Here is a 25,120-nt window from a genome sequence, read left to right on the forward strand (position 1 = left end):
GACCAATTTGTTCCCTCTCCCCGTGGGAGAGGGTTAGGGAGAGGGCAGTAAGCCGCAGGCTTACATTCAGGTTCCTAGGTTTCGCAAAAAATCTTCTGAAAGGTCGTCTGAAAGGTTGCCCCGTCAAGAGGCTGCGCACGCTGAAAACGAGCGAAACAAATTTCGCCAACACGGAACGCTAAAACCTTTTCAAAAAGGAAAATACGATGAAATTCAATCAAATCCATTTATTGTGTATTGCCGCAGCCTTGGCGCTTGCTGCCTGTAAAAACACAGAAGTTCCGTTAAACAGTCAGGTTGAATTGCCCGAAACATTTACGCAGGATGCGGCGGCGAAGGGCGATGCGGACATCGGGGCGTGGTGGCAGCAGTGGAACGATCCGGTGTTAAGCGGATTAATCGCGCAGGGTTTGGCGCAGGGGCATGATGTGAAAATCGCCGTCAGCCGTCTGAACGAAGCCCGTGCCGTGGCTGGGGTGGCGCGTGCCGATTTGGGGCCGACAGTCGGACTGAGCGGCAAGGTGGGGGCGAATTACAGCAAAATGGATAACCCGCTCGACAGCAATGCCAGGGCGTTGCTCTCGCGTTATCCGCAGGCCTCGTCTTTAAACGGCGATACCATCGAGTCCACAGGCACCAGTATGTACGGCGGACTGACCGCTTCGTGGGAGCCGGATATTTTCGGCAAGAAACGCAGCGATGCCGATGCCGCACGTTATGCCGCACTCGGACAACAAGAGCTGGCGTACGGCGCGCAAATGCTGGTGGCGGGCGATATTGCCGACAATTATTTCAAAGCGCGTGCGGCTCAAGGCCGTCTGAAAACCGCCGACCAAACCGTTGCCACCTTGCGGCGGATGGTGCGCTACATCGAAGGGCGTTTTAAGGCGGGACATGTCAGCGGCTATGAAGTGAACGAGGCGAAAGTGCAACTGACCGCAGCGGAAGCCAAACGCGCCACGATAGGGGCGGAATACGCCGCTTATGTGCGCAGTATCGCCGTGTTGACCGGCAACGTGCCGCAGACGTTTACGCTGCCCGAATCGTCTGCCGATGTGTTGGCGCGCCAACCATCCGCGCCGGGCGGGCAGACGCCGCAAGGCTTGCTGGAACGCCGCCCCGACCTGCGCGCGCAGGCGGCGCAAGTCAATGCCTACGCCGCCAAATTCGCCAGTGCCAAAGCCGATTTGCTGCCGCGTTTCACCATCAGCTTTATGGGGCAGGGCGGGCGCATCGGTGTGGACGGCGACCGTTCGCTGACCGGCTGGGCAAGTTTGCTGTCGGTGGGCATACAGACGCCGCTGTTCACCAACGGCCGCATCAAGGCCAATATCAAAGCCGCCGACGCGCGCCTTCAGACGGCATTGCTGGAATACGACAAACGGCTCCTGACCGCGCTGGGCGAAGTTGACAGCGCGTATCAAGGCGTGGAATCGTTAAGCCGTCAGACCGAACTGCTGCAAACCGCCCATAATCAGGCGGCACGCCATGCTGCCGATACGGAAAAAATGTTCCGCAACGGCTACAAAACGCTGGATGTCGCCCTCAAAGCCCATATCACCGAAGGCCAAATGCAGGAAAACCTGATTGCGGCGCGGCTGGCAAGGGCGCAGATGCTGGTGTCGCTGTATAAGGCATTGGGCGGAGGCTGGTCGAAATAAAGAAGCAAAAAGGTCGTCTGAAAAATTTCAGACGACCTGGGTTTATTAGAAGAATGGAAAATTCCTGATATCGGTATAAATAAGGTTGCCAATTAAAAAGGTTAGTGGGTATAAGACTAAATTTGTGTGTGAGGAAGTGGTGATGAATCGATGTGGACCGTATTTAGTTAGCGATATTGTTGAAAGCGGAAGGATTGGTAAGCTTCATGTAGGGGATGATCAAGAAGATATTTGCCAAGAAATCAAAGACTTTGTATTAAACCCTATGAGAACTTCTAAAAAATCAAAAATATTTTTAGATACTTATGAAAATATAATGTTCTCGTTAGAAAATAAAAAAATAATAGGTATGCAGATAAATTTTGAGAACACAAATGCCAAATCTGTAGTTTTAAATGATTTGTTTTCAGAATTCTCGGGTATTGAAGACTGGCTGAATTTTGCTGAAAAGTGCGATTGGCTATGTGAAAAGAATTCTTCAATATATGTATTTAGAAAAAATAATGTTTTTATCTATGTGAATGATCAGGGTATGCTTTATTTGATATCTGTTTGTTAAATTATTGATTTATATAAATTTTGATTAATGTTTGGTGTGTGTGGGACACGGGTGCAAGGATGTTGGGATTGGGAAGCATCCGAAGAAGGATGCTGAAGAAGCCAAAGTAGGATTGGTAAACAAAAAAGCCTGAACATTATGTTCAGGCTTTTGAAATTTGGCTCCCCGACCTGGGCTCGAACCAGGGACCTGCGGATTAACAGTCCGTCGCTCTACCGACTGAGCTATCGGGGAATGGGGTGCATTATATCGTCTGAAAAAAAAGTGTCAATATTATTTTTCAGATGGAGCGTAGTAATATTACAAATAGTTGAATGTTAAAAGTATTTATTTTGTGAATAGTTGTGTTTGAAACCAATATAGTACAAATGGCAATAGGCGTAGTTGGCCTGTCAGGATGCTATTTTGTCTAATATTTGGCGTTGACAAGTTTGCCGTTGCGGAACTCTTGGTGTTGCATTACGGCGCCGTTATAGGCGTATGTGGTGAGTGAACCATCGCTTGGAGTAGCGAAGAATTGCATCAGTTGGCTGCGGCTTAAGGTATAGGGATCTGTCCGCTTCCGGCTGTTGTCGCTGTAAAAATCTTGTACGGTATATTGATCGCCTCGTTTGTTTTTCAGTTGACGGTAGTAGCCGCCCTTGACGGCGCTGTTGCTGGGATTGCCGTGTGTATCGAAATAAGTCACGATTTGTTCGTCAATAATATTGATGCCGCCTGTATTGTTTGGGGCGGTTTTATTTTTGTCTAAGGTAATCGGGATGTTGACGGAAGTGCCGAGTCCGACATGGTGTCCGATACCGGTTCCTATGCCTAAACCTATGGACATGCCGGGCGTGCCGGCGGTGCAGGCGCAGAGTGCGGGAGAGAGAAGGATGAGGGGAATTGAGGGTTTCATGGCATTTCCTCGCTATGAGTATGAACCTGATTGCAGACGGTAACGGAAAGGCGTGGTTTTGTATCGGATGGACAATGACATAGTGGATTAAATTTAAATCAGGACAAGGCGACGAAGCCGCAGACAGTACAGATAGTACGGAACCGATTCACTTGGTGCTTCAGCACCTTGGAGAATCGTTCTCTTTGAGCTAAGGCGAGGCAACGCCGTACTGGTTTAAAGTTAATCCACTATATTATGAAACTAAAGCCGAATGTGGCGACTTTCTTATTGAATTATATCGTTTTTATTCGGTTGAGGACGTTAGCTTTGATTAAGGTGGGAGAAAGAAGCATTAAGACTGTATGGATAATAAGGATATCGGCGTATGGCGGTATGAAGTCGGGAAAATCTGCGATATAGCATATATATAGTGTAGAATGCTGTTCGGACGACCCTTCAGACGGATTTTTCTGCAAAGTAAAAAGGTTAAGAATATTTGGATATTCGCTCCCTATTTAATCGATAACGAATTCTGGAAAAAACAATGAAAACCTTGAAATTTACCAAAATGCACGGTTTGGGCAATGATTTTATGGTGGTAAACGGTATCGGGCAGGATTTTGATCCACTGACTGCGCCGCTTGCCGAATGGTCAGACCGTTTTAGAGGGGTGGGCTTCGATCAGTTGCTGTTGGTAGAAAAACCGTCTTCCGATGCGGTGGATTTCCGTTATCGTATATTCAATGCGGACGGCAGCGAGGTGGAGCAGTGTGGCAACGGTGCGCGCTGTTTTGCCCGATTTGTGGCGGATAAAGGCTTGACCGATAAAAAGGAAATTTTGGTGGAAACGGCTAAGGGTGTGATTATTCCCAAGTTGTTGGATAATGGTTTGGTGACCGTGAATATGGGCAAACCGCGCTTTACGTCGTCTGAAATCCCGTTTGTGCCGGTTCCTGACGAAGCGGATGATGCTTTGACGCATATGGTGATGGTCGGTTTGGAGACGGTGCAGGTCAGTTGTGTGAATATGGGCAATCCTCATGCTGTGATCGTGGTCGAGGATGTACAGACTGCGCCCGTGGCTCATTGGGGTGAGGCGATTGAGTCACACGAACAGTTTCCGGAACGTGTCAACGTCGGCTTTATGCAGATTGTCGATAGGGAATCTATCCGCCTGCGCGTATTTGAACGCGGTGTGGGTGAAACGCAGGCTTGCGGTACGGGGGCTTGTGCGGCTGTGGTTTCGGGCGTCCGGTTGGGGCTGTTGGCGGAAGGTGTGCCAGTGAAGGTTTCGCTGCCGGGCGGGGATTTGTTTATTACTTGGTCGCATGGTGAGGACGTTTTGATGACAGGGCCTGTTCAAACGGTTTTTGAAGGCGAGTTGCAGTATTCATGATTTGGACGAATTTGGATTTTCTCGCAGTTGTTGCTTATGGGCTGGTGTTTTTTGGATTGATTTTCCGCGCTGAAATGTTCCAGTGGTTTTGGGCTTCGGTTGTTTTGTGGCTGGGCGTGTCGATTTTGGGATCGCAGCTTTTGCCGGGAATGTGGGGGATTACCCATGTCGGTCCGTTGTTTGTCCCGCATTTTTATCTGACTTTTGCCAGTGTGTTTTTCTTTGCTTTTCATTGGAAAAAGCAGGCGGATACTGGTTTTTGGCAGGCGGATTTGCGTTATCCGTTTTTGAGCGTGTTTGCCGTCAGCAATGTATTGATGACTTTGGCTTTTGTGTCGATTGCCGTGATATTGTATTTTCTGCTGCCGGGTCGTTCTTTGGCTTTTACGTTTCCGGCATTGTTGAAACTGTATGCGCTCAAGCCTGTTTATTGGTTTATTTTGCAGCTTGTCATGATGGCGGTTTTTTATCTGCACCGCAGAAGTATTGCCAAGCAGTCGCCGGCAGTGTTCAGTAAAGCGCAACTCAGACTGGGCTGGCTGATGGCTTTGGTCATGCAGACTTTAGTCACGGGGGCGATAGTCGGAGAAATCGGACTTCATTAGGACGCATCAAGCCAAACAACCAAAAGTTATAAATAAAGAAACATTCGATATTGGTTTTTCAGACGACCTGTCTTTAATATACAGGTCATATCACATCAAAATCTGGAGTAGAAAATGAAGATTGCAAACAGCATCACCGAGCTGATCGGCAACACCCCGTTGGTCAAATTAAACCGTCTGACTGAAGGTTTGAAAGCCGAAATCGCCGTCAAACTGGAATTTTTCAATCCCGGCAGCAGCGTGAAAGACCGTATTGCCGAAGCGATGGTTGAAGCCGCCGAAAAAGCGGGCAAAATCGGTAAGGATACCGTAATTGTTGAAGCGACCAGCGGCAATACGGGTATCGGTTTGGCAATGGTGTGCGCGGCGCGCGGCTACAAGCTGGCAATCACGATGCCTGAAAGCATGAGTAAAGAACGCAAAATGCTGTTGCGTGCGTTCGGTGCTGAATTGATTTTGACTCCTGCGTCCGAAGGTATGGCAGGGGCGATTGCAAAAGCACAAGCCTTGGTGGACGAACATCCCGATACTTATTTCATGCCGCGCCAATTCGATAACGAGGCGAACCCGCAAATCCACCGCGAAACGACCGCCGAAGAAATTTGGCGCGATACTGACGGTAAAGTCGATATTTTTGTGGCGGGTGTCGGTACGGGCGGTACGGTTACAGGCGTGGGTGAAGTGTTGAAAAAATACAAACCCGAAGTCAAAGTCGTTGCCGTCGAGCCTGAGGCTTCTCCGGTTTTGAGCGGTGGCGAAAAAGGTCCGCACCCGATTCAAGGTATTGGCGCCGGCTTTATCCCTACCGTGTTGAATACCAAAGTATATGACAGTGTTTCCCAAGTTCCGAACGAAGCAGCGTTTGAAACCGCCCGCGCGATGGCGGAAAAAGAAGGTATTTTGGTCGGTATTTCTTCCGGTGCGGCAGTATGGAGCGCGCTGCAGCTTGCCAAACAGCCTGAAAACGAAGGCAAACTGATTGTCGTGCTGCTGCCTTCTTATGGCGAACGTTATCTTTCTACGCCTCTGTTTGCCGATTTGGCATAATAAGGTTGGAAGAAAATAAGTGATGAAAAAGACCGCTTCGGCGGTCTTTTTTGCGGTCTTGCGGCATGGTGTGGCGCAAAAATGGATTTAAACCACCATATCGTGTAAAGATTGGAATGTAAGGCGAAAGTTGTTGTAATTCAGTCAACAGAAAAAGTCAGATTGATATAGAATTTGGTTATCTGGATAATCCTGATTATAATGGTAGACATGAAAAAATATATCCCCATCTTATTTGCGTTGGCGGCACTTGCCGGTTGTGAGACCATTTATGTCCCAAGCTTGCAAGAAGTGCCTGTCCGTCCGACTAATGTTAAGCCTAATGTTAAAACGACTAAGGGTGAAAAATCTGCGGCGTTCAGTTTGGCTTCTTCGCATTGGAGTGATGTTTCAAAAATCCGCGATGAGGCAACGCGTTTGAGCTATCAGGTCAGCCAAGGAAAAATGACCAAGGTTCAAGCTGCCCAATATCTGAACAAGTTCCGCATTCAGCTTGTCGGCCGTAATGTCGTGGATGACAGCGTATATGAGGTTTATCTGCGTTCTGCCGTTGACAGCCAACGAGGCGAAATCAATACCGAACAATCCAAGCTGTATATCCAAAACGCCTTGCGCGGATGGCAGCAACGCTGGAAAAATATGGGTAACAAACCTTCTAATCCGGCATTTACCAACTTCCTGATGGAAGTCATGAATATGACTCCGTTGAAATAAGTTCCTCATTTCAAACAAAAGGTCGTCTGAAAATTTTCAGACGACCTTTTGTTTTGGATGCCGATATTTATGATGTTTTACGCAGCAGCTTCTCGGTTGCCAGTCTTGCCCGCTCTTTGATGTCTTCCGTCAGGTAAGTTTTCATCTGGCTGTACACCAAAGTAATGACGGCAATGTCGTCGCTGAATCCCAAAGGACCCAGCAAATCGGGAATGCTGTCGATAGGGCTGAGGAAGTAAACCAATGCGCCGACGATAATCATTTTGGCGCGTCTGGGGGTGTGAGGGGAGTCCCAAAGATAATACAGCGCATACAACTGGCGTACGATGGGTTCGCCCAACCGACCTGCAAAACGGGCGAGTTTATTGAGAAAACCCGTTTTATCCAAATTGCGCCTTCTGAATTTGGGGATAAAGTTTTCCGGATCGGAAGACTGGGTGTATTGTTTTTCTTCGGAATGTTTCATAACAAGCCTCACAGTAATTGAGTGGGAAGGGTTTGCCGTAATGCGGGCAAAGTATAAAACGGAGTAAGGCAAAGAAATGTCAGTATAGTGCAGTTTTGTGATAGGTGCTGAAGAGGTCGTCTGAAACATACCGATCACAGGCGTTGAATGTAATGTTTTTGCGGTTCGATTTATATTCGAATTTTGTGGTTATTGGATTATAAAAATAATATTTATTTCTATTTATATATTATAAAAACAAAGATATTAAGATGGTATTGCAGGGCATGAAAGCCATATGGAGGTTGTCGAACGGCAGTTGAAGCGGTATTGGTTCAATTATTAATGGATAGTGTTTTGTTATTGGTACAGTTTATGATGTTTTTTGGTAAAATTTATTAGATTGTTTATAAATTAGACTGTTCAAAATCGGATAAAACAGGTAAATTATAGTTTATGTAACTCGATGTAATTTGAGTTATTGGTTTTGAGCTGATAAAAAAATACAGAGGAACTGGCTATGTCCGTCAAACCGCGTCCTGTCTTTTTGGAGATTCCCAATATACGGTTGCCCATACCGGGAATTGTCTCCATCTTGCACCGCATCAGCGGGGTAGGGTTATTTATAATGCTTCCCGTTTTGCTGTATCTCCTGTCCGGTACGTTGAGCCGCGAGTCGGCGTTTGAAACTTACCGTGCCATCGTTTCCAATCCTTTGGTCAAGTTGATTTTAATCGGCGTGTTATGGGCTTATCTGCACCATTTTCTCGCCGGTATCCGTTTTTTATTTTTGGATGCACACAAAGGCCTTGAGCTGAATACTGCGCGCAATACCGCCAAATTGGTGTTTGCTGCCGCATTGGTGCTGACCGTCGTTTTGGGAGCGTTGTTATGGTAGAACGTAAATTGACCGGTGCCCATTACGGTTTGCGCGATTGGGCGATGCAGCGTGCGACTGCGGTTATCATGTTGATCTATACCGTCGCGCTTTTAGTGATTCTGTTTACCCTGCCTAAAGAATATTCGGCATGGCAGGCATTTTTCGATCAAGTTTGGGTGAAAGTGTTCACCCAGGTTAGCTTTATCGCCGTATTTTTGCACGCTTGGGTGGGTATCCGCGATTTGTGGATGGACTATATCAAACCCTTCGGCGTGCGTTTGTTTTTGCAGGTTGCCACCATCGTTTGGCTGGTCGGCTGCTTGGTGTATTCAATTAAAGTAATTTGGGGGTAAGTATGGGTTTTCCTGTTCGCAAGTTTGATGCCGTGATTGTCGGCGGTGGTGGTGCAGGTTTACGCGCAGCCCTCCAATTATCCAAATCCGGTCTGAATTGTGCCGTTTTGTCTAAAGTGTTCCCGACCCGTTCGCATACCGTAGCGGCGCAGGGCGGTATTTCCGCTTCGCTGGGTAATGTGCAGGAAGACCGTTGGGACTGGCACATGTACGATACCGTGAAAGGTTCAGACTGGCTGGGCGACCAAGATGCGATTGAGTTTATGTGTCGCGCCGCGCCTGAAGCGGTGATTGAGTTGGAACACATGGGTATGCCTTTTGACCGCGTGGAAAGCGGCAAAATTTATCAGCGTCCTTTTGGCGGTCATACTGCCGAACACGGTAAACGTGCAGTAGAACGTGCCTGCGCGGTTGCTGACCGTACCGGTCATGCAATGCTGCATACCTTGTATCAACAAAACGTCCGTGCTAATACGCAATTCTTTGTGGAATGGACGGCGCAAGATTTGATTCGCGATGAGAACGGCGACGTGATCGGTGTGACCGCCATGGAAATGGAAACCGGTGAAGTTTATATTTTCCACGCTAAAGCCGTGATGTTTGCTACCGGCGGCGGCGGCCGTATTTATGCGTCTTCCACCAATGCCTATATGAATACCGGCGACGGTTTGGGCATTTGCGCTCGTGCAGGTATCCCGTTGGAAGATATGGAATTCTGGCAATTCCACCCGACCGGTGTGGCAGGTGCAGGCGTGTTGATTACCGAAGGCGTACGCGGTGAGGGCGGTATTCTGTTGAATGCCGACGGCGAACGCTTTATGGAACGCTATGCGCCGACCGTAAAAGACTTGGCTTCGCGCGACGTGGTTTCCCGTGCGATGGCGATGGAAATTTACGAAGGTCGCGGCTGCGGTAAAAACAAAGACCATGTATTGCTGAAAATCGACCATATCGGTGCCGAAAAAATTATGGAAAAACTGCCGGGCATCCGCGAGATTTCCATCCAGTTTGCCGGTATCGACCCGATTAAAGACCCGATTCCCGTTGTGCCGACTACCCACTACATGATGGGCGGTATTCCGACCAACTATCATGGTGAAGTTGTTGTGCCGCAAGGCGACGAATATGAAGTGCCGGTGAAAGGTCTGTATGCTGCGGGTGAGTGCGCTTGTGCTTCCGTACACGGTGCGAACCGTTTGGGTACCAACTCCCTGCTTGACTTGGTGGTGTTCGGTAAAGCTGCCGGCGACAGTATGATTAAATTCATCAAAGAGCAAAGCGATTGGAAACCGTTGCCTGCCGATGCTGGCGAGCTGACCCGCCAACGTATCGAACGCTTGGATAACCAGACCGGTGGCGAAAATGTTGATGCACTGCGTCGCGAACTGCAACGCTCCGTCCAACTGCATGCCGGCGTGTTCCGTACCGATGAGATTCTGAGCAAAGGTGTTCGAGAAATCATGGCGATTGCTGAGCGTGTGAAACGTACTGAAATCAAAGACAAGAGCAAAGTGTGGAATACCGCGCGTATCGAAGCTTTGGAATTGGATAATCTGATTGAAGTAGCGAAAGCGACTTTGGTGTCTGCCGAAGCGCGTAAAGAATCGCGCGGCGCGCACGCTTCAGACGACCATCCTGAGCGCGATGACGAAAACTGGATGAAACACACGCTGTACCATTCAGATACCAACACCTTGTCCTACAAACCGGTACACACCAAGCCTTTGAGCGTGGAATACATCAAACCGGCCAAGCGCGTTTACTGATGCGTTTTCAGACGACCGCCGTATCACAAGGGGTCGTCTGAAAATCAAATACACCACCACACTGAACAGCCTGAACCCATAACATAAAACCATCAGGCGGTTTATGAGAAAAGGAACACTTCTCATGGAAAAAATGAGTTTTGAAATTTACCGTTACAATCCGGACGTTGATGCCAAACCATATATGCAACGTTACGAGTTGGAACTGGAACCTACCGACGTCAAACTTTTGGACGCGCTGGTGCGCCTGAAAGCGCAAGACGATACCCTGTCTTTCCGCCGTTCCTGCCGTGAAGGTATTTGCGGGTCGGACGGTATGAACATCAACGGCAAAAACGGCTTGGCGTGCCTGACCGATTTACGCAGCCTAAAACAGCCTGTCAAAATCCGCCCGCTGCCCGGTCTGCCCGTCATCCGCGACCTGATTGTGGACATGACCCAGTTCTTCAAACAATACCATTCCATCAAGCCTTACGTCGTTAACGACAATCCGATCGATGCCGACAAAGAGCGCTTGCAAACCCAAGAAGAGCGTAAAGAGTTGGACGGTTTGTACGAATGTATTTTGTGTGCCTGCTGCTCAACTGCCTGTCCGTCGTTCTGGTGGAATCCCGACAAATTCGTCGGTCCGTCCGGTTTGCTGAACGCCTACCGCTTCATTGCCGACAGCCGCGATACCATCACCAACGAGCGTTTGGATAATTTGAACGACCCGTATCGCCTGTTCCGCTGCCATACCATCATGAACTGCGTGGACGTATGTCCTAAACACTTGAATCCGACCCGTGCCATCGGTAAGATTAAAGAAATTATGTTGAAACGAGCCGTTTAAGAAATGATGGTTTTTGACGATATTGCCAAACGGAAAATCCGTTTTCAAACCCGCCGGGGATTATTGGAGTTAGATTTGATTTTCGGCAGGTTTATGGAAAAAGAATTCGAGCATTTGAGCGATAAAGAGCTGTCCGAGTTTTCCGAAATCCTTGAGTTTCAAGATCAAGAGCTTCTTGCCCTGATCAACGGACATTCGGCGACAGACAAGGAACACCTTATCCCCATGCTTGAAAAAATCAGACAAGCTTGACGTATTGGAAATCCGCCTGCCTTTCGGCGGATTTCTAGGATACGGAGGTCGTCTGAAAATAAAGACCGTGCTGCATAGGCAGCAACGAAAGCCCCAACCTACAAAGGAGCGATAAATATGTCCAAATCAATTAAACTCAACGTACCCAATCAAGAGGATTTAGAACTGCCCGTATTGGAAGCGAGCATCGGTCATGACGTGGTCGATATCCGCGCACTGACGAAAAACACAGGCTTATTCTCATTCGACCCCGGGTTCGTTTCAACAGCAAGCTGCGAATCCAAAATCACTTATATCGACGGCGACAAAGGTCTGCTGTATTACCGTGGTTATCCCATCGAACAACTTGCCGAAAAATCCGATTATTTGGAAGTCTGCTACCTGCTGATTTACGGCGAACTGCCGACGCTTGAGCAAAAGGCAGAATTTGACAATACCGTCCGCCGTCATACGATGGTGCATGAACAGCTGACTTGGTTCTTCCGTGGCTTCCGTCGCGATGCGCATCCGATGGCGATGATGGTCGGCGTGGTCGGTGCATTGTCTGCGTTCTATCAAGACAGTCTGGACATTACGAACCCCGAACACCGAAAAATCGCGATTTACCGCCTGATTTCCAAAATTCCGACGATTGCAGCAATGTGCTACCGCTATTCCAACGGTCTGCCGTTCAATTATCCGAGAAACAACCTCTCTTATTCCGAAAATTTCATGCACATGATGTTTGCCACACCATGTGAAGACTACAAACCCAATCCTGTATTGGCACGCGCGCTCGACCGCATCTTTATCCTTCATGCCGACCACGAGCAAAACGCATCGACTTCGACCGTCCGTCTGGCAGGTTCTTCAGGTGCGAACCCGTTTGCCTGTATCGCTGCCGGTATTGCCTGTCTGTGGGGTGCGTCCCACGGCGGCGCGAACGAAGCTGTCTTGAAAATGTTGGACGAAATCGGCGATGTGTCCCGTGTTGCCGAATATATGGAAGGCGTGAAACAGCGTAAATACCGCCTGATGGGCTTCGGACACCGTGTGTACCGCAATATGGATCCGCGCGCCAGCATCATGCGTGAAACCTGTTATGAAGTACTGAAAGAATTGGGCTTGGAAGACAGTCCGAAATTCAAGCTGGCAATGGAATTGGAACAAATTGCTCTGAAAGACCCGTTCTTCGTAGAGCGCAAGCTGTACCCCAACGTCGACTTCTACTCCGGTATTGTCCTGTCCGCGCTGGGCATTCCGACCGAAATGTTTACCGTCATCTTTGCCCTGTCACGCAGCGTGGGCTGGATTTCGCACTGGCATGAAATGATCGGCGATCCTTCGCTGAAAATCGGCCGTCCGCGCCAACTTTATACCGGTGCGGAACGCCGCGATTATGTGCCGGCGGATAAACGCTGAAAATCGGTATATTAATATGTTGTCAGAACTTCATTTGAGAAAGCCGAATAGTTTTTTTAAATAAGTTTGTCTGCAGCAAACGAAACAGATACAAGTAATTTGGCTGGAAATAGGGTAGAATGAAGTGTCATTTCAAACGGCATGGATTCCGTTGAAACACATGGAATTCTACCCTTTGTTTATATTTTAAAGAAAAGAGCTCGCGTCATGATGGATGAAAAACTCAATTTTTCTTATCTGTTCGGTTCAAATGCTCCCTACATCGAGGAGTTGTATGAGAATTTCCTGGAAAACCCCAATTCGGTCGATGAAAAATGGAAGCAGTATTTCACCGACTTAAGCAAGCAGCCCGGTGCGGCGGATGTTGATATCGCCCATGCTCCGATCCGTGAATCCTTCGCCAATTTGGCAAAAACCAAATCGACAGCGGCTATTGCCGGCGGTATGGATGAAGCCATGATGAAGAAACAGGTCGGCGTACTGCGGTTGATTTCTGCTTACCGTATTCAAGGTGTGGGCGCTGCTCAGCTTGACCCGCTCAAACGTATCCCGCCACGCAACATTGAAGCCCTCGATCCCAAATTCCACGGACTGAATGATGCCGATATGGCGGTTCAGTTCAATATGGGCGAGGGCGATTTTTCCGGCCAAAGCAAACTGCCCCTGTCCCAAATCATCAGCAACCTCAAGCAAACCTACTGCGGCCACCTCGCATTGGAATACATCTACATTCCCAATACCGAAGAGCGCCGCTGGTTGCGCAATTATTTCGAGGATGTGCTGTCCACCCCGAGCTACAGTGCCGAACAGAAACGCCGCATCCTGAAAGAAATGACCGCTGCCGAGACTTTGGAGCGTTATCTACATACCAAATATGTCGGTCAGAAACGCTTCGGCGTAGAAGGCGGCGAGAGCGTGATTGCCGGTCTGAATTACCTGATTCAAAACGCAGGTAAAGATGGTGTCGAAGAAGTCATCATCGGTATGGCACACCGAGGTCGTCTGAATGTCTTGGTCAACATCTTGGGCAAGAAACCGGGCGATTTGTTTGCCGAATTTGAAGGCCGTGCCGAAATCAAGCTGCCCAGCGGCGACGTGAAATACCACATGGGGTTCAGTTCCGACATCGCTACGCCGAACGGCCCGATGCACGTTTCTTTGGCGTTCAATCCGTCGCATTTGGAAATCGTCAATCCTGTCGTTGAAGGTTCTGCACGCGCCAAACAAAAACGTTTGGGTGAAAACGGCCGCGACAAAGTATTGCCCGTATTGATTCACGGCGACTCTGCATTTGTCGGCTTGGGCGTCAATCAAGCAACGTTCAATCTGTCCAAAACGCGCGGCTACACCACCGGCGGTACGGTTCACATCGTCATCAACAACCAAATCGGCTTTACCACCTCCGATACCCGCGACACCCGCTCGACCGTGCATTGTACCGACGTGGCGAAAATGGTTTCCGCTCCGGTCATCCACGTCAACGGCGACGATCCGGAACGCGTTTGCTTTGCCATCCAAGCCGCGTTGGACTACCGTAAGAAATTCAACAAAGACATCGTGATCGATGTCGTCTGCTACCGCAAATGGGGCCACAACGAGGGCGACGATCCGACCCTGACCCAGCCAATGATGTACAAAAAAGTATCGCAACACCCCGGAGCGCGTGCTTTGTACACCGAGCAACTGATCGCAGAAGGCGTGGTGACGCAGGCAGAAGCCGACGGCTATATCCAAGCCTACCGCGATGCTTTGGATAAAGGCGAACATGTCGAACAAACGACGTTGAGTAATTTCCAACGCACGCAAATTGACTGGAGCAAATACCAAGGCAAAGACTGGCGCGAAGATGTGGAAACCGGCCTGCCCGCTGCCGACATCGAGCGTCTTGCCGAGAAATTTACCGCCGTTCCCGAAGGCTTTGCACTGCATCCGACAGCCAAACGCGTGCTCGAAGCGCGCAAAGGCATGGCTGCGGGCAGTCAGCCGATTGACTGGGGTATGGCGGAAACCCTCGCATACGCCAGCCTGGTCACCAAAGGCCACGGCGTGCGCATTTCCGGCGAAGACTCCGGACGCGGTACGTTCTCGCACCGTCATGCCGTATTGCACGACCAAAAACGCGAAAAATGGGATGACGGCACTTATGTACCGCTGCGCAATATGGGCGAAGGTGCAGGCGAATTCCTCGTTATCGACTCCATCTTGAATGAAGAAGCGGTCATGGCGTTCGAATACGGTTTCGCCTGCTCCGCACCCGACAAACTGACCATTTGGGAAGCGCAGTTCGGCGACTTTGCCAACGGTGCGCAAGTGACCATCGACCAATTCCTGTCGTCCGGCGAAACCAAATGGGGCCGTCTCTGCGGTCTGACCACCATCCTGCCGCACGGCTACGACGGTCAGGGTCCGGAACACTCATCCGGCCGCGTAGAACGTTGGTTGCAACTGTGCTCCGAACACAATATGCAAATCATCATGCCGTCTGAAGCGTCGCAAATGTTCCACCTGCTGCAACGCCAAGTCTTGGGTTCGTACCGCAAACCGCTGGTGATTTTCATGTCCAAACGCCTGTTGCGCTTCAAAGGTGCGATGAGTCCGCTGGAAAACTTTACCGAAGGTTCGCGCTTCCGCCCCGTTATCGGCGATACCGCCGAGCGTGGCAACAATGAAAGCGTGAAACGCGTGATTCTTTGCGCCGGACAGGTTTACTACGATTTGGAAGCAGGTCGCGCCGAGCGCAAACTGGAAAACGATGTCGCCATCGTCCGCGTCGAGCAGCTTTATCCGTTCCCATACGACGAAGTGCGCGCGGAGTTGGCGAAATATCCGAACGCGAAATCCGTGGTTTGGGCGCAAGAAGAGCCGAAAAACCAAGGCGCGTTCTACCAAATCCGCCACCGCTTGGAAGACGTTATCGGCGAAAGCCAAAAACTGTCTTACGCCGGCCGTCCGAGCAGCGCATCGCCAGCCGTCGGCTATATGAGCAAACACGTCGCCCAGCTGAAACAACTGGTTGAAGACGCAATGACGCTGTAACGCAATACGGTGCGGCGTTCCGAATGAAACACTCCAGACGGAACGCCTACCAAACAAAAGAGATAACACACAACAGGTCGTCTGAAAACCAACGACCATCCGGAGACACAAAATGATTATTGACGTAAAAGTACCCATGCTGTCCGAAAGCGTATCCGAAGGCACGCTCTTGGAATGGAAGAAAAAAGTCGGCGAAGCCGTAGCGCGCGACGAAATTCTGATCGACATCGAAACCGACAAAGTGGTTCTGGAAGTACCTTCTCCACAAGCCGGCGTATTGGTTGAAATCATCGCTCAAAACGGCGAAACCGTTGCCGCCGAACAAGTATTGGCGCGTATCGATACTGCTGCAACTGCTTCCACTTCTGCTGAAGCCCCAGCCGCCGCTCCTGCACCTGAAGCCGCTCCCGCTGCTGCGCAAACCAATGCTGCCATGCCTGCCGCTGCGAAGCTGGCAGCCGAAACCGGCGTGGATGTGAACGCGCTGCAAGGTTCCGGCCGTGACGGTCGCGTCTTGAAAGAAGACGTGCAAAACGCCGCCGCCAAACCTGCTGCTGCACCCGCTGCTGCGCCAGCCCCCGTTCCAGCAGGCGCACGTCCTGAACAACGCGTTCCGATGAGCCGCCTGCGCGCCCGTGTTGCCGAGCGTCTCTTGGCTTCGCAACAGGAAAACGCGATTCTGACTACGTTCAACGAAGTCAACATGAAACCCATCATGGACTTGCGTGCGAAATACAAAGAAAAATTCGAGAAAGAACACGGTACCAAACTCGGCTTCATGTCTTTCTTCGTCAAAGCAGCTGTTGCAGCGCTGAAAAAATATCCGGTGGTCAATGCCTCCGTTGACGGCAACGACATCGTTTATCACGGTTACTTCGACATCGGTATTGCCATCGGCAGTCCGCGCGGTTTGGTTGTGCCGATTCTGCGCGATGCCGACCAAATGAGCATTGCCGACATCGAGCAAGCCATCGTTGATTACGCCAAAAAAGCCAAAGACGGCAAAATCGCGCTGGAAGATTTGACCGGCGGTACGTTCAGCATTACCAACGGCGGTACGTTCGGCTCTATGATGTCCACCCCGATTATCAATCCGCCGCAATCCGCCATTTTGGGTATGCACGCAACCAAAGAGCGCGCAGTCGTGGAAAACGGTCAAGTCGTTGTCCGCCCGATGATGTATCTGGCGCTCTCTTATGACCACCGCATTATCGACGGCCGCGAAGCTGTGCTGACTTTGGTTGCCATCAAAGACGCGCTGGAAGATCCGGCACGCCTGTTGTTGGATCTGTAAACGCCGCCAAAGGGATATAAAGCGGATCAAAACAAAGCAGTTTGAAATCGGGCTGCTTACCGGTTTTCAGACGACCTTGAAAAGAAAAAAGGTCGTCTGAAAACGGCGGGATGTTTGAAATCTAAGGGAGAAAGTTTGTTGCTGCCATTTTCCGTGCAGAAGCAAACGGTATGAAAATCCATAGGAGCATATCCATGAAACCCATTTCCCTGTTTCCGCTTTTGGCTGTCGTTTCCCTGCTTGGCGCGTGTGCCGCATTCGAAGGCAAGGAATATTCCGTCAACGCCTACGACGCGCGCGGCAGAATGTTGAACAAGCGTTTTGAAATGGACAGCAACAAAGCGGGCATTCCCGTCGCCCGCAGCGTTTTGTGCAAACGTTATCCGCACGCTACCGTCCGCGTTTACAACAATTTCACCGGACAGGAAGTCAGGGAATACAGCCCGCATTCCTGCCGCCGCTGATGCGTCCGAACAATCGGGCTGAAGTTTCAAAGGTCGTGCCTGCAGGCAGGCTTAGCATTCTGAAAAAGGCAGAATGAGTTTTAACTGCATTGAAGCCGCGCTTTCAGACGACCTCTTATGCAAAATATAGTGGATGAACTTTAAATCAGGAGAAGGCGGCGAAGCCGCAAACAGTACAGATAGTACGGCAAGGCGAGGTAACGCCGTACTGGTTTAAAGTTAATCCACTATACCGCTGCCGAAGGTTTTCCTGCGGCAAAAATGTCAAACAAAGGATTTTTCACATGTCTCAATACGATGTAGTAGTTATCGGCGCAGGCCCCGGCGGATACGTCGCCGCCATCCGCGCCGCCCAACTGGGTTTCAAAACCGCCTGTGTCGATGCGGGCGTCAACAAAGCAGGCGATGCGCCCGCGCTGGGCGGTACCTGCCTGAACGTCGGCTGCATTCCTTCCAAAGCCCTGTTGCAATCCAGCGAACATTTCCACACTGCGCAGCATGATTTTGCCGAACACGGCATCAGCGTCGGCGACATCAAATTCGACGCGGCGAAAATGATTGCGCGCAAAGACGCCATCGTAACCAAGCTCACCGGCGGCGTGAAATTCCTGTTCCAAAAAAACAAAGTAACCAGCCTGTTCGGTACGGCTTCGTTTGCCGGAAAAAACGGCGATGCCTACCAAATCGAAGTCGATAACAAAGGCGAAAAAACCGTTATCGAAGCCAAACACGTTATCGTGGCGACCGGTTCCGTGCCGCGTCCGCTGCCGCAGGTTGCCATCGATAATGTAAACGTATTGGACAACGAAGGCGCATTGAACCTGACCGAAGTGCCCGCCAAACTGGGCGTTATCGGTTCGGGTGTGATCGGTTTGGAAATGGGTTCGGTGTGGAACCGCGTCGGATCGCAAGTCACTATCCTCGAAGCCATGCCGACCTTCCTTGCCGCCGCCGACCAGCAAATCGCCAAAGAAGCCTTCAAATATTTCACCAAAGAGCAGGGCTTGAACATCGAACTGGGCGTGAAAATCGGCGACATCAAATCTGAAGGCAAAGGCGTGTCCGTTGCCTACCAAACTGCCGCAGGCGAAGCCAAAACCGAAGTCTTCGACAAACTCATCGTCGCCATCGGCCGTATTCCGAACACCAAAGGCTTGAACGCCGAAGCCGTCGGCTTGGAAAAAGACGAGCGCGGCTTTATCAAAGTGGACGGTGAATGTCGCACCAACCTGCCTAATGTCTGGGCAATCGGTGACGTGGTTCGCGGCCCGATGCTGGCGCACAAAGCCAGCGACGAAGGTGTGGCGGTTGCCGAGCGCATCGCCGGTCAGAAACCGCATATCGACTTCAACAGTGTACCGTTCGTGATTTACACCGACCCCGAAATCGCTTGGGTCGGCAAAACCGAAGAGCAGCTCAAAGCCGAAGGCGTGGAATACAAAAAAGGTACTTCCGGCTTCGGCGCGAACGGTCGCGCGTTGGCGATGGGCAAGGCAAAAGGTACGGTCAAAGTGTTGGCGGATGCCAAAACCGACCGCATCTTAGGCGTACACATGATCGGTCCGGTTGTCAGCGAATTGGTTACTGAAGGCGTCACTGCGCTCGAATTCTTCGCCAGCAGCGAAGACATCGCCCGCATCATTCATGCCCATCCGACCTTGTCCGAAGTGGTTCACGAAGCCGCACTGGCCGCCGACAAACGCGCTTTGCACGGCTGATGAGGTCAAGTAAAGCATAAAAGGTCGTCTGAAACTTTTTCAGACGACCTTTTCGGAAAGATGAATGTTCGGAAGCAATGTTCCGATAGGTATAGAGAGAAAATAGAGCGTATCAGTTGCTATTGTTCCCTGGCCGGAATGACGATTTAAGCAGAATCTACTATATAATCGGCGACACATTCACAGACAGCATTTGATTATGAATAAAGAAGTAATCGGTATCCTGTTTATACCGATGGGCATCATCAGCATGTGTATGGCCGCGTTGTGGCAGATGTATGTGATGATGACCGAAACTTATACGCTCAACCGTTTCAAAGACAAAGAATTGGTTTGGCGCGTGGCATTGTTGTTTATCAGTTTCAGCCTTGCCGTTTACCTGCTCTGCCCGAATTCGCGTAAAAAAGGCATCGTCTTTTTTATCCTCGGGGGCGGCGGCGCAATCATGTATCTGCTTGCGCGGATGTGGTTGCCGTTCAGCAAGTGAAACGACGATTTTCCGACCGCCGAAAGGTCGTCTGAAACGCACGGGGTTGCCATTTATGGGCAGTCTCAGGGCATTCCACTAATCTAAAGGAGAAATCCATGAATCTACACGAGTATCAGGCTAAAGAACTGCTGGCAGGCTACGGCTTGCCTGTGCAAGGCGGTATTTTGGCACACAACGGCGAGGAAGCCGCAGCCGCTTACGACAAACTGGGCGGCAAATTTGCTGTCGTCAAAGCCCAAGTCCACGCAGGCGGACGCGGTAAAGCGGGCGGCGTAAAAGTCGTCAAAAGCCGTGAAGAAGCCAAAGAAGTGGCAGAAAGCCTGATTGGTACCAATCTGGTTACTTATCAAACCGATGCCAACGGTCAGCCGGTCAACAGCGTTTTGGTTTGCGAAGACATGTATCCGGTGCAAACCGAGCTGTATTTGGGCGCGGTGGTCGACCGTTCTACCCGTCGCATTACGTTCATGGCTTCGACCGAAGGCGGTGTGGAAATCGAAAAAGTTGCCGCCGAAACCCCTGAAAAAATCTTCAAAGTAACCGTTGACCCGCTGGTCGGCCTGCAACCTTGCCAAGCGCGTGAAGTGGCGTTCCAACTGGGCTTGAAAGACAAACAAATCAACGAGTTCGTCAAACTGATGACCGGCGCGTACAAAGCATTTGTCGAAAACGACTTCGCCCTGTTTGAAGTGAACCCGCTGGCAGTCCGCGAAAATGGCGCGCTGGCCTGCGTGGACGGCAAAATCGGTATCGACAGCAACGCGCTCTACCGCCTGCCGAAAATCGCCGAATTGCGCGACAAATCCCAAGAAAACGAACGCGAGCTGAAAGCCTCCGAATTTGATCTGAACTACGTTGCTTTGGAAGGTAACATTGGCTGTATGGTGAACGGTGCCGGTTTGGCGATGGCAACCATGGACATCATCAAACTCAAAGGCGGCCAACCTGCCAACTTCCTCGACGTAGGCGGCGGCGCGACCAAAGAGCGTGTAGTTGAAGCGTTCAAACTGATTCTCGAAGATAAATCCGTCAAAGGCGTATTGATCAACATCTTCGGCGGTATCGTCCGTTGCGACATGATTGCGGAAGCCATCGTGGCAGCCGTTAAAGAAATCAACGTTGACGTGCCTGTCGTTGTCCGTCTGGAAGGCAACAACGCCGAACTCGGCGCGAAAATCCTGAACGAATCAGGTCTGAAACTGACTTCCGCCGACGGCCTGAATGACGCAGCCGAAAAAATTGTCGCAGCCGTAAACGCCTAAGGAGAAAAGAATGAGCGTATTGATTAATAAAGACACCAAAGTATTGGTTCAAGGTTTCACCGGTAAAAACGGTACTTTCCACTCCGAACAAGCTCTGGCTTACGGCACTAAAGTCGTCGGCGGCGTTACCCCGGGTAAAGGCGGTCAAACCCACCTGAACCTGCCCGTGTTCAACACCATGAAAGAAGCCGTTAAAGAAACCGGCGCAGACGCATCCGTAATTTACGTTCCCGCTCCGTTTGTATTGGATTCTATCGTTGAAGCGGTTGATTCCGGCGTAGGCTTGGTGGTTGTGATTACCGAAGGCGTACCGACTCTGGACATGCTCAAAGCCAAACGCTATCTGGAAACCAACGGCAACGGCACACGTTTGGTCGGCCCTAACTGCCCGGGCGTGATTACTCCGGGCGAGTGCAAAATCGGCATTATGCCGGGCCATATCCACCAACCTGGCCGTATCGGCATCATTTCCCGTTCCGGTACATTGACTTACGAAGCCGTGGCACAAACTACCAAACTGGGCTTGGGTCAATCAACCTGTATCGGTATCGGCGGCGACCCGATTCCGGGTATGAACCAAATCGACGCGCTGAAACTCTTCCAAGAAGACCCAGATACCGACGCCATCATCATGATCGGTGAAATCGGCGGTACTGCGGAAGAAGAAGCAGCCGAATACATCCAATCCAACGTAACCAAACCTGTTGTAGGTTACATCGCAGGTGTTACCGCTCCTAAAGGCAAACGCATGGGCCACGCCGGTGCGATTATCTCCGGCGGCAAGGGTACTGCGGAAGAAAAATTTGCCGCTTTCGAAAAAGCCGGCATCGCCTACACCCGCAGCCCTGCCGAATTGGGCAGCACCATGCTGGAAGTGTTGAAAGCAAAAGGCTTGGCGTAACGCTTGGTCGTTTTGACTGAAAAACCGAAAGGTCGTCTGAAAACTTGGAAACAGGTTTTCAGACGACCTTTTTACTTGGTTTGCCATAATCTGAGAATTTCGTTAGGCGTTTGTTTCCAGCGTTATAGTGGATTAAATTTAAATCAGGACAAGGCGACAAAGCCGCAGACAGTACAGATAGTACGGAACCGATTCACTTGGTGCTTCAGCATCTTAGAGAATCGTTCTCTTTGAGCTAAGGCGAGGCAACGCCGTACTGGTTTAAAGTTAATCCACTATATCGTACAGATTGTCGCATAAGCTACATAAATTGTCGGATATTCTATACTTTGCAGTGTTATCTTTAATTTTTATTCAATATATAATCATTCTCAAAAACAAATCAATCATATCAACATCTTCCTATCTTACTTTTTCAGACGACCTTACTCATATCTGAATTCATTTCCCATTAAGGAGCAGTTATGAACAGCCCGTGGCAGCCTAACTGTTTGAGTATCGTCATCGCTTTTGCATTTTCATCCGCATATGCTCAAACTGTACCCGATAAAGTCAATCTGAACGAAATTACCGTAAAGGGGGCAAGAAATACACCCGCCCAGAGTAATGGCAACTACACCGTCAAAGGCAGCACCTCGGCCACCAAGCTTGACTTGAAACTCAAAGAAACCCCGCAAAGTGTAACCGTTTTCACCCAGCAGCAGATGCAGGATCAGAATTTGCAGAACCTCGATCAGGTGCTGGAAGAAACTCCGGGTATTACCGTATTGCAGGACTCCGTTACCGGCATGGGCGAAGCCCAGTATTATTCGCGCGGCTTCCCCGTCGATAATTACCAGCTTGACGGTGTGCTGGCCAATAAATACCTGCTCGGCGGGCCGCGCTTCATTGCCGCACAGGACAGCTATCTTTACGACAGGGTGGAAATCATCCGCGGTTCGAACGGGCTGAGTACCGGAGTGGGCGATCCGGCGGCCAGCGTCAATTTCGTGCGCAAACGCCCGATGGCGAAAAAATCGGGGGAATTGAACCTGAAATACGGTTCTTGGAACAACAAACGTGTCGAATTCGATTACGGCGGTGCGTTGAACAAATCCCAAACCCTGCGCGGCCGCGTCGTCGGAACATGGGAGAACGGCAACAGCTTTATGGACAGAATCAAACGCAAATCCCATGCCTTCTACACTGTATTCGATTGGACGCCAACCGACAAAGACAGCTTTACGTTTGGCTTCAGCCGTCAGCACCGCAACATCACCGGTGCGCCGACCAAGGGGTTGATGCGTTATTCGAAAGTTATCCAGGATTATGATTTCGAGTTGGGGGATTCCCCGACACATTGGATAGATGCCCGCGACGTTCCGCCGAGCTTCAACAACGGGGCGGAATGGGCGTTTAACAAAGCCACCAGTGACAATATGTTTGCCGAATACAAACATCATTTCAACGACCATATCAAGCTACAAACCGCCTATACCCGCAGCCGTACCAAAAGCGACTTGCGTTACGGCGATATGGGGGTAAACGGCTACGCGCCGCAATTTAACGCGGCAACTTACGATTTCGGCCGCGAACGCGACAAATACGACGACAAGGCATTCGATATCCATCTGGACAGCCGTTTCAAACTTTTTGAACAGGACCAGCAGTTTATTGTCGGTTTTAGCGGCATCCGCCATACCCAGACGAGGGACGATTATAATTTCAGCAGCAGCGGCGAATTGAATGTCGATGATGCAAAGCCTACAGGTATTGCGGCCATGACGGGGGAACCGATAGACCGTAACTTCTATTTATGGCAGGCGATTCCGCTTGATTACTGGAATAACGGCAGCTATCCCATGTTGGGGTACAACCGGGCTTGGGAGAAAAAATTGGGACCGGACGGGTTGATTTCCCGTGATCATTTGGCTTCGGAACAATACGGTCCCTATTTTGCCCTGAAACTCAAGCCGGCCAAGTGGCTGACGGCGGTGATAGGCGGGCGTTGGCTGACATGGCGGGACAAAGGGGGTGGGAAATGGTCGTTTTATAAAAACAAAAACAACGTGATAACGGACGATACGGTCGAAATGCCCGACGAAGGGTACGCCCCCGATCACAATAAAAGCAGGATGTATCACGATACGGTGCGCAAATTCGTCCCGTACGGCGGCGTGATTGTAGAACTGACGCCGACCATCAATGCTTACGCCAGCTATACCGGCATCCTGAAAACCAACAATGTTTTAAGGAATCGGCCGGCCTATGGCGAGGGCGGCGGATGGCTGCCGCCGATTACCGGCAATTCCAAAGAAGTCGGCATCAAAGGCGGCTTGTGGAACGACAAGCTGAATTTCGCCCTGTCTTACTTCACCATGACCCAGAAAAATTACCCCACGCTCGAACCTACAGGCTCGCGTTGTTACGAATGGAAATACGGTGGGGAAAACGGCAACGAACCGTGGTGCTTCCAAGGCGATTGGGAATATGGTACGGGTAAGGGCTATACCAGCAGGGGGTTCGACATTAACCTTGCCGGACAGATTACCCCGAAATGGCGGATGCAGGCGGGCTTTGTCAAACTGAAGATAGACAAACCTTACGATGCGCCCAACTCCTCCAACGACTTGGGGGACGACATGAATCTGGAGTACGGCGGCACCTATACCGCGCCGGATAAAACCTTCAAATTCTTCACCAGCTACGACTTTACCCCCAAGCTGACGATGGGGGTGGGGATGCGCTGGGTCAGCGGCACCAAGCCCAAACCTTGGGGACATGGTCTTTCCAACGGGCAATATTACGTTTCCGACAAACCCAAAGCCCTGTGGCAGCCTTCCTATTCGATATGGAATGTTATGGCGCGCTATAAAATCAACAAACAAGCCGCACTGGCGGTCAACGTCGGCAACCTGACCAACAAACGCTATTACACCAACTCCCGCAGCAATTTCTACGGCAAGCCGCGCAATGCCTCCGTTGCCTTGAAAATTAAGTGGTAGGCTGTTTGCACGGAACTCTTCCGCCAAGAAGCAGTTTGCATGACGGAAAAGTTTTAAAGAGGCCCAAAGGTCGTCTGAAAGTTTTCAGACGACCTTTTTATCTCCCGCGTTAATCTTTACATGTTTTCAAACCACCTTTAGCCGAATTGACTTGAGCAGAAGTGTAAAGGGGTTATAATC

At 50.4% G+C, this 25,120-nt stretch carries 22 protein-coding genes and 1 tRNA gene; 20 read left to right on the forward strand and 3 right to left on the reverse strand.

What is annotated here, in order from left to right:
• Positions 1-206 precede the first annotated feature (206 nt).
• Together H3L95_RS01845 and H3L95_RS01850 are read left to right on the forward strand one after the other, a co-directional pair.
• Positions 207-1,661, forward strand: a complete 1,455-nt coding sequence (locus H3L95_RS01845) for an efflux transporter outer membrane subunit (protein WP_182096193.1) — start codon at positions 207-209, stop codon at positions 1,659-1,661.
• 142 nt (positions 1,662-1,803) lie between these two features.
• Positions 1,804-2,220: a hypothetical protein gene (locus tag H3L95_RS01850; protein ID WP_040667887.1), complete on the forward strand. Its 417-nt coding sequence runs from the start codon at positions 1,804-1,806 to the stop codon at positions 2,218-2,220.
• 158 nt (positions 2,221-2,378) lie between these two features.
• Here the strand turns inward: H3L95_RS01850 and H3L95_RS01855 are convergent.
• Positions 2,379-2,454, reverse strand: a tRNA-Asn gene (locus H3L95_RS01855).
• 175 nt (positions 2,455-2,629) lie between these two features.
• The gene (locus H3L95_RS01860) at positions 2,630-3,118 is read right to left on the reverse strand and encodes a hypothetical protein (protein WP_003755579.1); all 489 of its coding nucleotides are present in this window, start codon (positions 3,116-3,118) and stop codon (positions 2,630-2,632) included.
• Positions 3,119-3,644: 526 nt separating this feature from the next.
• On the opposite strand from H3L95_RS01860, the gene dapF reads away from it, so the two are divergent.
• The 4 genes from dapF (at position 3,645) to H3L95_RS01880 (ending at position 6,862) form a co-directional block, all read left to right on the forward strand.
• Entirely contained in the window at positions 3,645-4,496 is an 852-nt protein-coding gene (gene dapF, locus H3L95_RS01865; RefSeq protein WP_003755574.1) for a diaminopimelate epimerase, read from the forward strand.
• A complete protein-coding gene (locus H3L95_RS01870; protein ID WP_003755572.1) occupies positions 4,493-5,101 on the forward strand; it encodes a hypothetical protein in 609 nt (202 codons plus the stop codon). Before dapF ends, H3L95_RS01870 begins: the two co-directional genes overlap by 4 nt.
• A gap of 114 nt (positions 5,102-5,215) precedes the next feature.
• A complete protein-coding gene (gene cysK, locus H3L95_RS01875; protein ID WP_003755570.1) occupies positions 5,216-6,148 on the forward strand; it encodes a cysteine synthase A in 933 nt (310 codons plus the stop codon).
• 201 nt (positions 6,149-6,349) lie between these two features.
• The gene (locus H3L95_RS01880) at positions 6,350-6,862 is read left to right on the forward strand and encodes a lipoprotein (protein ID WP_003755569.1); all 513 of its coding nucleotides are present in this window, start codon (positions 6,350-6,352) and stop codon (positions 6,860-6,862) included.
• A 67-nt stretch (positions 6,863-6,929) separates the two neighbouring features.
• Here the strand turns inward: H3L95_RS01880 and H3L95_RS01885 are convergent, their stop codons facing one another.
• Positions 6,930-7,328 (reverse strand): YkvA family protein, encoded by a 399-nt coding sequence (locus H3L95_RS01885; RefSeq protein ID WP_003755567.1) that lies wholly within the window; start codon positions 7,326-7,328, stop codon positions 6,930-6,932.
• A 499-nt stretch (positions 7,329-7,827) separates the two neighbouring features.
• Between H3L95_RS01885 and sdhC the strand changes: the two genes are divergently transcribed.
• The 14 genes from sdhC (at position 7,828) to H3L95_RS01955 (ending at position 24,940) form a co-directional block, all read left to right on the forward strand.
• Complete coding sequence (gene sdhC, locus H3L95_RS01890; protein WP_003779309.1) at positions 7,828-8,205, forward strand: succinate dehydrogenase, cytochrome b556 subunit; 378 nt, start codon at positions 7,828-7,830, stop codon at positions 8,203-8,205.
• Positions 8,199-8,540 carry a succinate dehydrogenase, hydrophobic membrane anchor protein gene (gene sdhD / locus H3L95_RS01895; RefSeq protein ID WP_003755562.1) on the forward strand — a complete coding sequence of 114 codons (342 nt, stop codon included), beginning with the start codon at positions 8,199-8,201 and terminating at the stop codon, positions 8,538-8,540. Before sdhC ends, sdhD begins: the two co-directional genes overlap by 7 nt.
• Before the next feature lie 2 nt (positions 8,541-8,542).
• Entirely contained in the window at positions 8,543-10,306 is a 1,764-nt protein-coding gene (gene sdhA / locus H3L95_RS01900; RefSeq protein ID WP_003755560.1) for a succinate dehydrogenase flavoprotein subunit, read from the forward strand.
• Positions 10,307-10,430: 124 nt separating this feature from the next.
• Positions 10,431-11,138, forward strand: a complete 708-nt coding sequence (locus H3L95_RS01905) for a succinate dehydrogenase iron-sulfur subunit (protein WP_003678833.1) — start codon at positions 10,431-10,433, stop codon at positions 11,136-11,138.
• A gap of 3 nt (positions 11,139-11,141) precedes the next feature.
• A complete protein-coding gene (locus H3L95_RS01910) occupies positions 11,142-11,390 on the forward strand; it encodes an FAD assembly factor SdhE (RefSeq protein WP_003755557.1) in 249 nt (82 codons plus the stop codon).
• Positions 11,391-11,507: 117 nt separating this feature from the next.
• A complete protein-coding gene (gene gltA, locus H3L95_RS01915) occupies positions 11,508-12,791 on the forward strand; it encodes a citrate synthase (RefSeq protein ID WP_003755555.1) in 1,284 nt (427 codons plus the stop codon).
• A 207-nt stretch (positions 12,792-12,998) separates the two neighbouring features.
• A complete protein-coding gene (locus tag H3L95_RS01920; protein ID WP_003766559.1) occupies positions 12,999-15,827 on the forward strand; it encodes a 2-oxoglutarate dehydrogenase E1 component in 2,829 nt (942 codons plus the stop codon).
• 112 nt (positions 15,828-15,939) lie between these two features.
• Positions 15,940-17,121 (forward strand): 2-oxoglutarate dehydrogenase complex dihydrolipoyllysine-residue succinyltransferase, encoded by a 1,182-nt coding sequence (odhB, locus tag H3L95_RS01925; protein ID WP_003755551.1) that lies wholly within the window; start codon positions 15,940-15,942, stop codon positions 17,119-17,121.
• 194 nt (positions 17,122-17,315) lie between these two features.
• Entirely contained in the window at positions 17,316-17,585 is a 270-nt protein-coding gene (locus H3L95_RS01930) for a hypothetical protein (RefSeq protein WP_009312043.1), read from the forward strand.
• Between the two features lie 284 nt (positions 17,586-17,869).
• Positions 17,870-19,303 (forward strand): dihydrolipoyl dehydrogenase, encoded by a 1,434-nt coding sequence (gene lpdA / locus H3L95_RS01935; protein ID WP_003755544.1) that lies wholly within the window; start codon positions 17,870-17,872, stop codon positions 19,301-19,303.
• Between the two features lie 199 nt (positions 19,304-19,502).
• Positions 19,503-19,790: a hypothetical protein gene (locus H3L95_RS01940; RefSeq protein WP_003755543.1), complete on the forward strand. Its 288-nt coding sequence runs from the start codon at positions 19,503-19,505 to the stop codon at positions 19,788-19,790.
• 98 nt (positions 19,791-19,888) lie between these two features.
• Positions 19,889-21,055, forward strand: coding sequence for an ADP-forming succinate--CoA ligase subunit beta (sucC, locus tag H3L95_RS01945; protein ID WP_003741782.1), 1,167 nt, complete (start codon positions 19,889-19,891; stop codon positions 21,053-21,055).
• 10 nt (positions 21,056-21,065) lie between these two features.
• Positions 21,066-21,956 (forward strand): succinate--CoA ligase subunit alpha, encoded by an 891-nt coding sequence (gene sucD / locus H3L95_RS01950; protein ID WP_003755541.1) that lies wholly within the window; start codon positions 21,066-21,068, stop codon positions 21,954-21,956.
• 464 nt (positions 21,957-22,420) lie between these two features.
• Positions 22,421-24,940 (forward strand): TonB-dependent siderophore receptor, encoded by a 2,520-nt coding sequence (locus tag H3L95_RS01955; RefSeq protein WP_003755537.1) that lies wholly within the window; start codon positions 22,421-22,423, stop codon positions 24,938-24,940.
• Positions 24,941-25,120: the final 180 nt, after the last annotated feature.

It is taken from the genome of Neisseria sicca, from assembly GCF_014054945.1.
In the GTDB taxonomy this organism is placed as follows: domain Bacteria; phylum Pseudomonadota; class Gammaproteobacteria; order Burkholderiales; family Neisseriaceae; genus Neisseria; species Neisseria sicca.